Raw genomic sequence first — 12,970 nt, forward strand, 5'->3', positions numbered from 1 at the left:
CCCCTTAGAGGGCAGCAGGTGATGAGGTGAAAAGCGCTACAGTGGCAGCACGGCCCCATCGGTGCGCGGTTCAGTACCGCCTTGCAGTACGCCGGTTTTAGGGTCGCGGAGGATGATTTGACCGCGGCCAAAACTGATAGAGTCAGCGACCTTGACGATGTGATGGCCGCGCCGAGCGAGAGCCAGCGCCAAATGGTTAGGGAAGTCTGCTTCTACCTCAACGGTTCTGCCGGTTGTCCACTTCCAGCGGGGCATATCCAGGGCTGCTTGTGGGTTGAGCTGATCCTCAATCATAGCGGTGACCACCTGCACTTGGCCCTGAGGCTGCATATAGCCGCCCATCACGCCAAACGGCCCCACGGCTTGATTATCTTTGGTGATAAAGCCTGGAATGATGGTGTGGTAGGTGCGCTTGCCGGGAGCCAGGGCATTCGTGTGCTCAGGGTCTAGCGAAAATGACCAGCCACGGTTTTGCAGGCTAATCCCGGTGCCGGGCACCACCATGCCAGAACCAAAACCTTTAAAGTTACTTTGGATAAACGACACCATATTGCCTTCGTCGTCAGCGGTGGCTAGGTAGACGGTGCCGCCTTGCAGCGGGTTGCCGTGTGACGGGTCAACGGCCTGATCGCCAATCAAAGCAGCGCGAGCGGTGAGGTAGGCATCATCCAGCATTTGCTCGGTGGTAGGGGCCATCGCGCTGCTTTCGGTGATGTGCTTGAAGCCATCCATATAGGCCAGCTTCGTGGCTTCGATTCGGCGGTGCAGGGTTTCAACGGTATCGCCTGGGCACGGGGCTAACCGTTCCAGCATACCGAGTGCCTGCAGCACGATCATACCGCTGCCGTTCGGTGGAATTTCCCAAATATCATGGCCTTGGTAGCGCACGCTAATCGGGTCGACCCACTCGGGCTGGTAAGCGGCCAAATCCTCTTTGCGGAGGAGGCCGCCATGCTCGCGGGAGAACGCATCAATAGCGCCGGCCAGCTCACCGCGATAAAACGCCTCGGCGTTTGTGTTGGCAATCGCGGCTAAGCTTTTCGCGTGGTCAGGGGCGGACCATAACTCGCCAGGGCGCGGTGCCCGGCCTTTAGGGGCAAAGGTATCGAACCAGGGTTGAAAGGCAGCATCGGGGTAGGCCTCGTAGTGATGGAAGGCCTCTTCCCACATTTGGTGGATCACTGGCGTTACTGCAAAGCCCTCTTCCGCCAGCGCAATGGCAGGCGCTAACAGCTCTGCGAATGGCAGCTTGCCAAAACGTTCGGAGAGAGCTACCCAAGCAGCGGGCGCGCCGGGAACGGTGACGGGCAGCATTCCGTGGTTGGGCATAGTGTCATGACCCAGTGCTTTCAAAGCCTCAATGGTGGCCGCCTGTGGGGCAGGGCCACTGGCGTTGAGGCCATGTAGCTTTCCATCGACCCACACAATCGCGAAGGCGTCGCTGCCAATACCGTTAGAAGTGGGCTCTACCACGGTAAGCGCGGCGGCGGTGGCAATCGCCGCATCAATGGCATTGCCGCCTTGCTGTAAAATAGTGATACCTACCTGGGCGGCGAGCGGCTGAGAGGTGGCGACCATACCGCGTTTGCCAAAGGTAACCATACGCCGTGAAGCGCTGGGGTAATAGAGTGCATCGTTGTGCATTGGAGTCCCTTCTTATTTGTATTGATGATGACTAAATACGGGTGTTATCAGCCTAGGAAGAGACCTCCATAAACCAAAGCACCGATAACGACAAAGGCAGGGTGGGTGTTAAAGCGGACCAGGGCAATCGTTGCCACGGTACCGATAATCAGCGTGTGGATGATGCCGCTTGCCGCCATGCTTTCTGTGAAAAAACCGAGGGTGAGCCACGCCATCATCATGGCAATCACTGGGCGCACCCACTGGCTCATCCGTTTAACGCGAGGGGAGTCGCGGTGACGGTATAGAAGCCCCAAGGCTCCGATCATAAGTAGCAGCGAAGGAATCACCGTGGCGGCAACAGCCACGAATGCCCCACCAACACCGGCGACTTCATAGCCAACGTAGCCTGCCATTTTGGTCGCAATGGGGCTGGGGAGCGCATTGCCGAGCGCCAGAGTCTCAGCAAAGCCTTGTGATGTCATCCAGCCATAGCGACCCACTACTTCCGCTTCAATCAGCGGAATAATGGCGGGGCCGCCGCCGTAACCAATGATATTGGGAATAAAAAACGCTAAAAAGAGATCCCAGTAGATCATGCGGCACCCTCCGCGCGTTTTTTACGGGAAGGGCGCAGTAGGGCGACTAGCAGAATAGCGCCAATGACCCAGCCGGGATGTACGCCTAGCCAATAAATCACTGCACCTGCTACTGCGGCCATGACTGTGCTGGTGAGCCAGCCAAGCGCCGCCTTGGATTTATCGAAGAAATCCCAGGTAAGCTGGCCCATCATCACCATCACTACCGGAATGACTGCCTGCCCCATGCCGCGTATCCAACCAATATCGCGGTAGCGGCTAAAAATTCCTAACATCACAATCATGGCCACAATCATCGGCAGAATGATGGCAATTACCGCGGCCGCGCAGCCGCTGATACCGGCCACGCGGTAGCCGATGTAGCCGGGCATTTTGGTGGCAATGGGGCCAGGCAGGGTATTACCGATGGCTAATACGTCGGCAAACTCTTCATCGGTTAGCCATTGATGGCGTGTTACGACTTCCGCGTGCACCAGCGGTATCATGGCGGGCCCGCCGCCAAAGCCGAAAATGCCGACGCGGAAAAACGCCCAAAAGAGAGCTGTTTGCTTCATACGCTCATTGCTCGCAGCGCTAACATCACAGTAAAAAGCATCACGATGGTCTGTTTATCGTTTGTAGATTAAAAAATCGATTATTTTGTCTAAAATAGAATATAGGTGAGCCAGACAAGAGGCGTCAACACCTAGCTATGGTCAACACCTAGCTATGGAAACTCCGTCAACTGATGCCTTGCGAAAGTACGCAAAAGGAATCCGGTATGAACAAGCCAATTCAGCTTTCCTCTACGAAAGCATCTCGCTCTATCTATGATGTATTGCGCCGCGATTTGGTGGGAGGGCGCTTTAAAGCGGGGGAGAAGCTCGCCATTAATACGCTCAAGGAGCAGTACCAAGTGGGGCTAAGTCCGCTGCGGGAAGCGCTTAATAAACTGGCGGCCTACGGCTTGCTGGAGCAGGAAAACCAGCGGGGCTTCAGGGTGCCGAAGCTTTCCCGTGAAGAGCTTGACGATATTGCACGGCTGCGAACCGAGCTTGAGGGGATGGCGCTGGAACGAGCTATTGCTCATGGCGATGCGCTGTGGGAAGCAGACCTTTTGGCGGCGGCCCATCGTCTAAAGCGTGCTGACATTACACTAGATAAAGGCGAAGAGTGGGAGCGCTTGCATACCCAGTTCCACCGCACCTTGGTGGCGCCCTGCGGTTCGGTATGGTTGCTACGCTTCATTGAGCAGTTGCACGACCAGTTTGACCGCTACCGGCGCTTGGGGCCAAAAATGCCCACCATTCGTCAAGAGCTGGATGAGCAGCACCATCAATTAGTGGAATTGGCACTTCAGCGCGACGCGACAGCCGCACGAGCACTGCTAGGCGATCATATTCACAAATCCTACGAAGTCGCGTTGGCCCGTTATCAGCAGCATGCCTAGCGTATTTGAGGAGGCTTGCCTGTACACTGGTGGCTAGCATGTGGCATTAGCCACACTCAATCATAGCAGCAGGCTTGAGATCGTAGGTGAGTCGGGTATGGCGCAAGAAACAGATCAGCGGGTAGTTTCACAAACGCTAGCGTGGGTAAGTGGTTTTATTGTGGAACACAATATTTGTCCGTTTGCTAAGCGAGAGTTAGAGAACAGCACGATTCGCGTTGAAGTGGTACGCTCGAAAAAAATTGATGTGGCCCTCGAAGAGTTAGTAGCTGAAATTGAGTGGCTCAATGAGCATCCTGAGACAGAAACTACGCTATTGGTATTTCCCACGCTATTTAAAAGCTTCGATCACTACCTTGATTATGTAGAGCTTGCCGAAAACCTGCTGTTTGAGCTCGGCTACGAAGGCGTTTACCAACTGGCGACGTTTCATCCTGACTACTGCTTTGCAGATGCGGACCCGCAGGATGCGGCGAATTATTCCAACCGTTCTCCCTATGCCATGGTTCATCTGCTCCGCGAAGCCAGCGTTGAGAAAGCCATTGCCTTTTACGGCGACACGGCCGCTATCCCTGAACGAAATATCGCTTACTTAACAGCGTTAGGCAGCGAAACCGCTGAGGCGCAGCTGCAGCGATGCTACAACCTGCCTTAATTTGCATAGGGTGCCTAAATTAATTTTTATGTTTGCAGACCATTTTTAATGCAGCGTTGGAAGACCAGCAGGCTAGCAACCTGCTGGCAGTAAGAAGAAAACCCTCTTAATAGCCTTATAACGACTTATGCATAACGTAAGTATCCACATAACCAAGCGATGAGTGGCAATAAGCGTTGGGCACCGTGCCAACAATGCTAAACCCTAGCCGTTGCCATAAGGCAACGGCTGTTTGATTGCTGGCTACTACGGCATTGAACTGCATAGCTTTAAACCCGTGTTGACGCGCAGCTTCTTGGGAGTGTTCACACATGGCTCGCGCAACGCCTTTACCCCGCGCTGTTGGGGTTACCATATAGCCGCAGTTACATACATGGCTTCCAGGGCCAGCGGCATTCGCTTTTAAGTAATAACTACCTAGCAGCTGACCCTGCTCATCTTTTACTACGATGCTAAGTAGTGGTGTTTTGCACCAAAGTGAAAAAGCGTCCTCATAGCTGATGTTAGGGTCTATCGCATAGGTTTCCTGAGCCGCTACAATGCCATGAAACGTTGGCCAGAATAGGGCAAACTCGTCCGCTGTCATCGGCGAAAAATGAAGGGTTTGCATAGGGATTTTCTCGTTTATTAAGGCGCAGGCTACGTTAGCATATTCTGATGCGACTCGGCGCAGTCGGCATCGTTACCCACCGAGTAAGCCACTAAATGACCGAGAGAGGGCCTGGCAATGACCATCGAAAGCGCACTGACCTACTTTTTAGCCATCTTTGTGTTTGCGGTGACGCCAGGGCCGGGTATTTTTGCGCTATTAGCGAAGGGAATGTCGGCGGGTGCGCGACCTTGTATTCCGCTGGCGTTGGGCATGACAGTCAGCGATGTAATCTATTTATTGCTGGCGTTCTACGGGTTAGCAGCGCTGGCTGAAAATTGGGGAGAGGCCTTCACGCTATTGCGCTACGCTGGGGCGGCTTACCTGTTTTATCTAGGGTGGAAAATGTGGACAGCGGAGGTCACCCCTCAGACGTTAGATGCTGTTCCGCTGAGCAGCGGTGCTTGGCGTCTTGATATCGTGAAAAGCTTTTTGCAAGGCTTTCTGATTTCGGCCTCCAACCCAAAAGTCATTCTGTTCTATATCGCGTTTTTACCTACTTTTATCGATCTCACCGTTCTTAACCGGAGTGATATGGTCTTGGTGGTGAGCCTAACGCTCGTAGGTCTGATGATGGGCTTAATGCTCGTCGCCTCATTTGCCTCTTCTGCACGGCGCTTTTTTCAATCAGAACGCGCCCAGAAAGGCACCAACCGCACTGCTGGTTCGCTGATGGTGGCGGCGGGTGCTTTTCTTGTCGCGAAAGGGTGAGTTAGGTAGCACGACCTGCCGCTTGGGCAACAATCTCATAGCTACGTAGGCGGTCTGTGTGGCGGTAGAAGTCGCTATTGATCATCAGCTCGTTAGCGCCGGTGTGCGCTTGAAACTCCTCCAACTGAGCCTTTACCGTTTCCGGGCCGCCGATAATGGCTGCGCCTAAAAACTGTTCTACCTGGGCGCGCTCCATGGGGGACCAGTCGAGTGCATCTACGGGTGGCAGTGATTGGGTCGGCTTGCCACGGATTAAATTTAAGAACTTTTGCTGGGCGGTAGTGGCTAGGTAGTGCGCCATCTCGTCACTTTCCGCTGCTATGACGGGTAGCCCCACCATGGCATAGGGGGCATTCAGATGTTCGGATGGGCGGAAGTTGTCGCGGTAGAGGCGTAACGCTTCAAACAGATACCCCGGTGCGAACTGTGCGGCGAAGGCGAAGGGTAAGCCTAGCTTGGCCGCGAGCTGCGCGCTGTAACCGCTGGAGCCAAGTAGCCAGATGGGGACATGGGTGCCTTGCCCTGGAACGGCTTTAACGGTTTGGCGAGGGTCTTCATCGCCTAGGTAGCGGCGTAGCTCTTCGAGTAGCTCTGGAAAGTCATCGACTCCGGCATGGGCGTGGCGGCGCATGGCACGCATCGTGGCGCCATCCGAACCGGGCGCGCGCCCAAGGCCAAGGTCAATGCGCCCAGGGTAGAGGGTTTCCAGGGTGCCAAACTGTTCGGCAATTACCAGGGGTGGGTGGTTGGGCAGCATAATGCCCCCGCTACCCACGCGAATGGTAGATGTCTGCCCCGCCACATGGCCAATCAGTACGGCGGTGGCCGCACTGGCAATCCCTGCAATGTTGTGGTGTTCGGCTAACCAGTAGCGCTGATAGCCCAAAGACTCCGTGTGCTGGGCTAGAGAGACGCTATCACGAAACGTTTCAGCAGCGTTGCCGCCTTGGCGAATGGGCGCTAGGTCGAGTACAGAGAGGGCGGTTGAGGCAAGTTGGCTCATAAATCACCTGATAAACATGCATGGTCAGCGTGCCAAATTGTTAGCACGCTTCATAATGCTGTGTTTATGCGGGCGGTCGTGGGTAAATGCAAGAGCGGGCAAATGCAAGCCGACGGCTTGGCAGAGTCACTCTTTGGGTGGCGTAGGGCGCACCAGAATTTCGTTAACGTCCACATGGGGCGGTTGGGATAGCGCATAGACCACCGCATTGGCGATATCGCGGTCTTGTAGGGCGTACTCGGGTGGTTCATCAAAGAAGGGAGTATCGACCATGCCGGGCTCAATCAGCGTCACCCGCATACCGGTACCGCGAAGCTCTTCCCGCAGGTTGTAGCCAATGCCCGTCACTGCCCATTTGGTCGCGCTGTACATCGAGCCTGGAATGGTAGTGCGGCCCGCGGCAGAGCCGGTTAGTAGCACATGGCCTTGGCGGCGTTTCAACTCCGGTAAGCAGGCCTGCAGCGTCAGGCCAACGCCGTAGATATTGGTAAGAATCATCTCCCGCCAGGCTGCGTGGTCGGCGCTGCTAAATCCGCCCGGTGAGCCGCCGCGACCCGCGTTGGCGAATACCGCGTCGATACGGCCAAAGGTTTCCAGGGCATGTTCCACCATCGCCTGCTGTTGGCTTAGGTCGGTGACATCGACTTCGCAGGTGAGCACATTTTCCGGGCCAAGTTCCTGGGCGAGCGATGCCAGCTTATCGGCTGAGCGCGCGGCAAGTACCAGCTGATAGCCTTCGCGGGCTGCCGCACGGGCGGTGGCCGCACCAATACCGCTGGAAGCGCCGGTAATTAATAGTACACGATCATGCATCGCTGGCTCTCCTTGCTCATTAAACTAGGAAGCTTTCAGCATGGCTAAAACCCACTCAGGTTGCAAATTAGGGTTAGTGCTGTTTCTCCTCTTTTCGCTGTAGCATGGCTGAAAGATCAAGGATGGACTGTGCCATATCCGCCATACTCTTGCTTTGGTCCATGGAGGTTTTCCGTAGAAAGCGGTAAGCCTCCTCTTCGCTCATCGATTGGTGAGCCATAATTAACCCTTTTGCCCGCTCAATCAGCTTGCGCTCACGGAGAGCCTTGCGGGTACTTTCCAGCTCGTCACTTAGCCCTTGTAGGCGGCTCGATTGGGCATGGGTAAGCTCAAGCAGTGAGCGGCTAAGCGGGGATTGAAGGGTGCTGGCGGTCAGGTCGCCTAGCGGCTGAGAGGGTGTAAGAGCTAACAACTGTTCGCAGGGAGCCGAGAGCGATCTTTCCGGGGTCGCGGTTGCGTGGTCCAGCGCTGTTTGGGCCTCGGCAATTTTATGGTGGCATAGGGCGGTTAATTGGGTATTAAGGGTATCTTCAACCGTTTTAATGGTATCGATACGCAACGTGGTGAGTTCGTACCAGGTTTCCCCCAGCGTATTGCCTGAAGCTGTTTGTTGGTAAGAGCGCTGGCAGGCAATATCGCGAAGTTGGCAGATACCCGCCAGGGTCCTTGGTGATATGGCCTGCTGCCAGGCACCGAGTGCTTCGGGAGTGGCAAACTCCGCGAAGGTATCGAAGCAGCGCTGCTGGGTGTCGACGAGCTGGTTAAGCAGCGTGCGGTGGGCGTTATCGAAGTGGCCCAGGGTAAAGCCGAAAGCGCCACAAGCGCGCTCTTGCCCCGCCAACTCTTTGCCCTGCATAAGATGGAAAATAGCCACCAGGGAGCGGGTAATATCAGGGTCAACGGCGGTATCCGCCGCTTCAAAAACGATGGCCAGTAAACCGCTAATTAAGTGGTTAAATGCCTGGGTGGCTGCGTCTGGCGACATGCTAAGAGTGTCAATCGCTTGCCGTCGCTCACTCAGTTCATCCAGCGCTAGCCAGACAGCGGCAATACGGCGTAATAAACGCGCGGTAGCCTGCGGGCGCGCTTCTTGGCCGAGCGCTGCCAAGCGCTGGCGCATGGCAGCCTCCGCCGCTTGGCTATGCTGCACATAGGTGGTGAGCCGGGTTTTAAACCGCTTACCTTTGGAAGCCAAGTAGATGGTTGAGGCCCCCCGTTCCCGCTGCAGCATATGAATAAACCGACTAATATCGCTGACGATATCGGCCGTGGCCGCTAAGTGGTGAAGGTTATCAATGTCGCAGCGCAGGGCGGTTAAGAGTAGCTGTTGGGCAGAAGACATGTTGATTTCCTTATTACTCGCCGCCTAACGGCACAACGCCCCTGCAGTGATGCACAGGCAGGGGCGGGGTTAATGACGGCTAGCGCAGTGAGAGCGCCCCCGCTCCGGTGTCGCTACCTGCGGCCTCGCGGTAGGCGCTGGCTTCTTCGGCTTCGGTGGTGTCACTGAAGCGAACGACCAGTACACAGGAGGCTAGCACCAGTACGGTGACGCCAAGGTAAAAGAGGCCTTGCTGGTAGCTGAGGCTTTCGCTGCGGAAGAGAAACGCGGCCGATACCGCACCTACGTTACCGCCTGCACCGACAATACCGGCCACTGCACCCAGCGCTTTTTTATTGATGAAGGGGACGACACCAAAGGTGGCACCTTCCGCCATCTGTACGAATAGGCTGAACACCAGCATGATGCCAATCGCCAAGCTGAGTACATGCATTTGCGAAAACGCGACCAGCGCGATGCCTTCGCAGACTAGAGCGATAAACAGCCAGCGTACACGCCCTTTAAGCCCGCCCTGCTTAGCAAACAGATCGGAAAAGACGCCGCCCAGGGTGCGGGCAAAGATGTTCATTAAGCCAAACAGGCCAGCAATTAAGCCTGCGGTTGCTAGGGTGAGGTCGAACTGATCGAAGAAGTAAATTGCCGCGATGTTATTAATGGTCAGCTCGACGCCGAAGCAGAGTCCATACACCACAAACAGCGCCCAGACGCGGATATCCTTAGCCGCCGCTAAAAAGCTCTGGGCCGCGCCGTGTTCGCCGGTGGCGGCGGGTAGCTCACCGCGAGCGCGTAGCTCGCTGAAGTTGCCGTCTGGAGCATCCTGGGTGAGCAGCCAATAAGCGATACCGGTAAAGAACAGCACAACGCCAGGCACCATCATGGCAAGACGCCAGCCAAGCGCTTCATTGACGCCTAGCATCAGCATGCCCGCAAAAATCAACGGCATAACGATTTGTGTGGTGCCGCCCCCCAGGTTGCCCCAGCCCGCACTAGTGGCGTTGGCCGTGCCGACCACGTTGGGCGCAAACATCATGGTGGTGTGGTATTGGGTGATGACAAACGAAGCGCCAATGGCACCAATCGCCAGCCGTGCCAGCAAAAAGGTTTCAAAACTGTTCGCCAGGCCGATGCCCATCACGGGGATAGAGCCAAGCATCAAAAGGCCCGTATAGGTTTTGCGTGGCCCGATACGGTCGCATAGCACGCCAATCAGTAGGCGCACGACCACGGTAATGGCTACTGAGGCAATAATGGTGTTGCCGATTTGCGTTTGGGTCAGCGATAGATCCTCACGGACTACTGCCATCAGCGGCGCAATGCCGAACCAACCAAAAAAACAGATATGGAATGCAAACCAGGAGAGGTGAAATGCCCGCATTTGCGGGGTCGAGAAGTTCAGCAGCCGAATGCGGTTGGCTTTATTACGAATGTCCATGGATGGCCTCACAGAGCATAGAACGGGGTTGCCGAGACACAACGCACTGTGCGTTGTGGGTTTACGGGAACATGCCTTCGCCGTTGAAGGTCAGGTTCGACGCACTCGTACCCTTGCGGGCCTGGTCCACGCCTACTACTACTGCTTAGTAGTAAGCAAATATGCCGCCATCTGTGTCATCGGTTATTTAAATCAGCAGGTTAAGGTTTTTTTAGCGGTGCAGAGAAGGGCGACATAACCAAACTCATCGAGTAGGCGCACTCCCTATGGGCAGAGTGCGCTAAGATGGGGCAGCGCTGGCTGTCGAAGGTGCTTATTCGTGCAGGTAAACCGCATCAATATCGAGGGTTGAGCGTTGGCCGATGGCATCAAAGTTGGCTGCGATCCAGTGTCCTGCCGCCTCTCTGCCTTGGTCAAACAGGTGGCATAAAAATGGCCATTCGGCGTTAAGCTTGCTTGAGACCGATAAGCTATCGAGTGCCTGGTCGCCGCTAATGCGGTGAAAAAGCGCTTGCTGATAGCAGTTTTCAATGCCCTGTTCTTCCAGGGCGTGCTTCAGCAGCGCGATCATGCGTACTTCTTTAATCAGCGCGGCATTGAAGGTGATCTCGTTAAGGCGGTTCATGATGGCCGACGCAGAGGTGGGCAGCTCATCGCGGCGAATCGGGTTGATCTGTACCAGCAGAATATCCCGTGCGCTGCACTCTTCCATTAAGGGAAAGAGGGCCGGATTGCCCATGTAGCCCCCATCCCAATACGCTTCGCCGTCGATTTCCACCGCTTGGAACATAAAGGGGAGGCAGGCCGATGCCATGACTGCATCGACACTCATCTCTTCACGGCGAAAAACACGCTGTTTGCCGGTACGCACATTGGTGGCGGCAACAAAGAGCTTGAGTTGGTCGCATTGGCGTACCCGTTCGAAGTCAATATGGGCGGCGACAATGTCTTTTAACGGATTCAGGTTGAGCGGATTAAGTTGGTAGGGCGACACCAGGCGGGTCATCAAGTCCATCGCGATATAGCCAGGGGAGTGGTCCAGGCTCCAGTTGCCGGTGATGACATCCAGTGGCGAGCGGCGGATAGGGCTTGCCATGCCGGCACGGCTAACCGCTTGCCAAAAATCACGTAGCGCCTTGCGTGCGGCTTGCTTTCCGCCACGGGTAAGGGCGTCTGCCATTACCACGCCATTCATCGCGCCTGCGCTGGTGCCACTGATGCCCTCAATCTCGATACGGTCATCTTCCAGCAGCCGGTCAATGACTCCCCAAGTATAAGCGCCGTGGGCTCCACCGCCCTGTAACGCGAGATCTAGCTTCTTTGCCGCTACCATCGTCATCCTTTGCGTGTGCGTTGTGAGTGCCATGCTTAGCATGGCACAAATCGCACATTACGGAAGGAGAGTCGTCAGGAAGACAGCTGTACGACAGAAGAACGTATGGAGAGTGATTTAAGGCGCATCAGCCAGCGGGGAAGGGTGGCCTGCCGGCATCGGTATTTCGTAAACGGCCTGTTCCATAAGCTGGTCGATCTGTTTGGCAAGTGCCACGCTGGCTTCCTCCATTAGCGCTAGGGAAGACAGCTGCCCCGTATGGTCGCCTTGGTGCGCATAGCGCAACGCGTCCAGGCCGCTCTCATGGAAGCGTCGATGAGGAGCTGCCAGCAATCGATAGGCTTCAGTATGTTTATAGCGCTGTCCTTCGCCCATAAAATACCAGCGGCCTAGCGTGCAGTGCTGATGGTCAGTGATAGGGTCATCGGAACAGGCGGAAAGTAGCTGATGGTAGATACGACTTTTCCAAACCGCGTGCTCTAGTTTAGCGGCGTGCAGGCAGGCCGTTGTGGTGCTGTGGTGGATCACTTTGTACATGTGGCGAGCTTGGTCGGTAAGCTGCTCTATGACCTGCTCGGCTGCCTGGGCTGCGTTGGCCAGCGCCGTGGTAGTTTCCCGCTGATGTGCCTGTACGCGGGCATCCTCTTTTAGCGATAAAGTGAACTGCTCAACCCAGTGATCCAACTGGTGGCCTAGGTGCTGCGTATGGTCGGCAAGGTGCTGGATGTCACTGACGATAGCCGATAATCCTGACGGTTCCTGCTGCAGATGGGCCGCTTCAAGCGCCGTGGTCATGGCAAGCGCTCGTGTATGCCCAGCGTTGCGAGATAGCTCTACACCAAGTTTGCGCAGCTCACTGAGTGCCTGTTCGCTCGCTAAGGGGGCAGCATAGTGAATGCCTGCCTGCTGGAAGCGTTGACACTGATGCTTGATCGCCTGGGCCGTTTGTTCGGCATGATGCAGCCGAGTAAACAAGTCCGTTAGCGTGGCCCGCTCGCTAGCTAACTGCTCGGCATGGTGGTCGGCACCCGTGCTCAAGGAGTTGAGCATTTCCGCTCCCTTGGCTTGAAGCATGGTCATTGACTCAACCGGAGACATCAGGCTGATGGCGCGGCAGCCATGAAGGTTTTTTTCTGCGGCCAGCTGAGTACGCAGCTTGGCGACTTCCTGCTCTAAACGGCGGATCGTTTGAAAGGGGCGCATAAAGGCAAACATAGCCGATACCTGCAGTGATGAGACACTATGTGATGTTTTGTCACAAAGTATTGCAGAAGGTTTTTGTGCTTGCCTGAAGAGAGTGCTGCTAAGTGATAAAAATCAAACTGTTGCATCTATATGGAAAGGAGTTATGTCATACCTGATGATTGCTTTGTATCATCAC

Annotated in this window: 13 protein-coding genes; 3 read left to right on the plus strand and 10 right to left on the minus strand. The window is 55.5% G+C overall.

Features of this window, described 5'->3' with window-relative positions:
* Positions 1-36 precede the first annotated feature (36 nt).
* From LG300_RS03325 to LG300_RS03335, 3 genes are read right to left on the minus strand one after another with little or no spacing between them, the layout of a single operon-like run.
* Positions 37-1,644: a gamma-glutamyltransferase family protein gene (locus tag LG300_RS03325; protein ID WP_404376998.1), complete on the minus strand. Its 1,608-nt coding sequence runs from the start codon at positions 1,642-1,644 to the stop codon at positions 37-39.
* 47 nt (positions 1,645-1,691) lie between these two features.
* Positions 1,692-2,222 carry a chromate transporter gene (locus LG300_RS03330; RefSeq protein ID WP_404376999.1) on the minus strand — a complete coding sequence of 177 codons (531 nt, stop codon included), beginning with the start codon at positions 2,220-2,222 and terminating at the stop codon, positions 1,692-1,694.
* Complete coding sequence (locus LG300_RS03335) at positions 2,219-2,776, minus strand: chromate transporter (RefSeq protein WP_404377000.1); 558 nt, start codon at positions 2,774-2,776, stop codon at positions 2,219-2,221. The genes LG300_RS03330 and LG300_RS03335 overlap by 4 nt, the downstream gene beginning before the upstream one ends.
* 206 nt (positions 2,777-2,982) lie before the next feature.
* Here LG300_RS03335 and LG300_RS03340 point away from each other — a divergent pair, with 206 nt between their 5' ends.
* Positions 2,983-3,651 (plus strand): GntR family transcriptional regulator, encoded by a 669-nt coding sequence (locus LG300_RS03340; protein WP_404377001.1) that lies wholly within the window; start codon positions 2,983-2,985, stop codon positions 3,649-3,651.
* A gap of 97 nt (positions 3,652-3,748) precedes the next feature.
* Positions 3,749-4,306: a DUF1415 domain-containing protein gene (locus tag LG300_RS03345; protein ID WP_404377002.1), complete on the plus strand. Its 558-nt coding sequence runs from the start codon at positions 3,749-3,751 to the stop codon at positions 4,304-4,306.
* 115 nt (positions 4,307-4,421) lie between these two features.
* On the opposite strand, the gene LG300_RS03350 is transcribed toward LG300_RS03345, so the two are convergent.
* A complete protein-coding gene (locus tag LG300_RS03350; protein ID WP_404377004.1) occupies positions 4,422-4,916 on the minus strand; it encodes a GNAT family N-acetyltransferase in 495 nt (164 codons plus the stop codon).
* A 117-nt stretch (positions 4,917-5,033) separates the two neighbouring features.
* Here LG300_RS03350 and LG300_RS03355 point away from each other — a divergent pair, with 117 nt between their 5' ends.
* Complete coding sequence (locus tag LG300_RS03355; protein ID WP_404377005.1) at positions 5,034-5,666, plus strand: LysE family translocator; 633 nt, start codon at positions 5,034-5,036, stop codon at positions 5,664-5,666.
* 1 nt (position 5,667) lies between these two features.
* Here LG300_RS03355 and LG300_RS03360 read toward each other — a convergent pair whose 3' ends face one another.
* The 6 genes from LG300_RS03360 to LG300_RS03385 all read right to left on the minus strand — a co-directional run bounded on the left by LG300_RS03360 (position 5,668) and on the right by LG300_RS03385 (position 12,804).
* Positions 5,668-6,669 carry an LLM class flavin-dependent oxidoreductase gene (locus tag LG300_RS03360; RefSeq protein ID WP_404377006.1) on the minus strand — a complete coding sequence of 334 codons (1,002 nt, stop codon included), beginning with the start codon at positions 6,667-6,669 and terminating at the stop codon, positions 5,668-5,670.
* 126 nt (positions 6,670-6,795) lie between these two features.
* Positions 6,796-7,482 (minus strand): SDR family oxidoreductase, encoded by a 687-nt coding sequence (locus tag LG300_RS03365; RefSeq protein WP_404377007.1) that lies wholly within the window; start codon positions 7,480-7,482, stop codon positions 6,796-6,798.
* Positions 7,483-7,555: 73 nt separating this feature from the next.
* Positions 7,556-8,824 carry a nitrate- and nitrite sensing domain-containing protein gene (locus LG300_RS03370; protein ID WP_404377008.1) on the minus strand — a complete coding sequence of 423 codons (1,269 nt, stop codon included), beginning with the start codon at positions 8,822-8,824 and terminating at the stop codon, positions 7,556-7,558.
* A 79-nt stretch (positions 8,825-8,903) separates the two neighbouring features.
* Positions 8,904-10,256 carry a NarK family nitrate/nitrite MFS transporter gene (locus tag LG300_RS03375; protein WP_404377009.1) on the minus strand — a complete coding sequence of 451 codons (1,353 nt, stop codon included), beginning with the start codon at positions 10,254-10,256 and terminating at the stop codon, positions 8,904-8,906.
* A 313-nt stretch (positions 10,257-10,569) separates the two neighbouring features.
* Entirely contained in the window at positions 10,570-11,589 is a 1,020-nt protein-coding gene (locus LG300_RS03380; protein ID WP_404377010.1) for a patatin-like phospholipase family protein, read from the minus strand.
* 117 nt (positions 11,590-11,706) lie between these two features.
* Positions 11,707-12,804, minus strand: coding sequence for a CZB domain-containing protein (locus tag LG300_RS03385; protein ID WP_404377011.1), 1,098 nt, complete (start codon positions 12,802-12,804; stop codon positions 11,707-11,709).
* Positions 12,805-12,970: the final 166 nt, after the last annotated feature.

The sequence above is a fragment of the Vreelandella aquamarina genome, from assembly GCF_044805175.1.
GTDB lineage: Bacteria > Pseudomonadota > Gammaproteobacteria > Pseudomonadales > Halomonadaceae > Vreelandella > Vreelandella aquamarina_B.

What these genes read in the sequence shown, in the direction of transcription:
- LG300_RS03325 (WP_404376998.1), bottom strand. Translation starts at nt 1,644, where the DNA reads ATGCACAACGATGCACTCTATTACCCCAGCGCTTCACGGCGTATGGTT.
- LG300_RS03330 (WP_404376999.1), bottom strand. Translation starts at nt 2,222, where the DNA reads ATGATCTACTGGGATCTCTTTTTAGCGTTTTTTATTCCCAATATCATT.
- LG300_RS03335 (WP_404377000.1), bottom strand. Translation starts at nt 2,776, where the DNA reads ATGAAGCAAACAGCTCTCTTTTGGGCGTTTTTCCGCGTCGGCATTTTC.
- LG300_RS03340 (WP_404377001.1), top strand. Translation starts at nt 2,983, where the DNA reads ATGAACAAGCCAATTCAGCTTTCCTCTACGAAAGCATCTCGCTCTATC.
- LG300_RS03345 (WP_404377002.1), top strand. Translation starts at nt 3,749, where the DNA reads ATGGCGCAAGAAACAGATCAGCGGGTAGTTTCACAAACGCTAGCGTGG.
- LG300_RS03350 (WP_404377004.1), bottom strand. Translation starts at nt 4,916, where the DNA reads ATGCAAACCCTTCATTTTTCGCCGATGACAGCGGACGAGTTTGCCCTA.
- LG300_RS03355 (WP_404377005.1), top strand. Translation starts at nt 5,034, where the DNA reads ATGACCATCGAAAGCGCACTGACCTACTTTTTAGCCATCTTTGTGTTT.
- LG300_RS03360 (WP_404377006.1), bottom strand. Translation starts at nt 6,669, where the DNA reads ATGAGCCAACTTGCCTCAACCGCCCTCTCTGTACTCGACCTAGCGCCC.
- LG300_RS03365 (WP_404377007.1), bottom strand. Translation starts at nt 7,482, where the DNA reads ATGCATGATCGTGTACTATTAATTACCGGCGCTTCCAGCGGTATTGGT.
- LG300_RS03370 (WP_404377008.1), bottom strand. Translation starts at nt 8,824, where the DNA reads ATGTCTTCTGCCCAACAGCTACTCTTAACCGCCCTGCGCTGCGACATT.
- LG300_RS03375 (WP_404377009.1), bottom strand. Translation starts at nt 10,256, where the DNA reads ATGGACATTCGTAATAAAGCCAACCGCATTCGGCTGCTGAACTTCTCG.
- LG300_RS03380 (WP_404377010.1), bottom strand. Translation starts at nt 11,589, where the DNA reads ATGGTAGCGGCAAAGAAGCTAGATCTCGCGTTACAGGGCGGTGGAGCC.
- LG300_RS03385 (WP_404377011.1), bottom strand. Translation starts at nt 12,804, where the DNA reads ATGTTTGCCTTTATGCGCCCCTTTCAAACGATCCGCCGTTTAGAGCAG.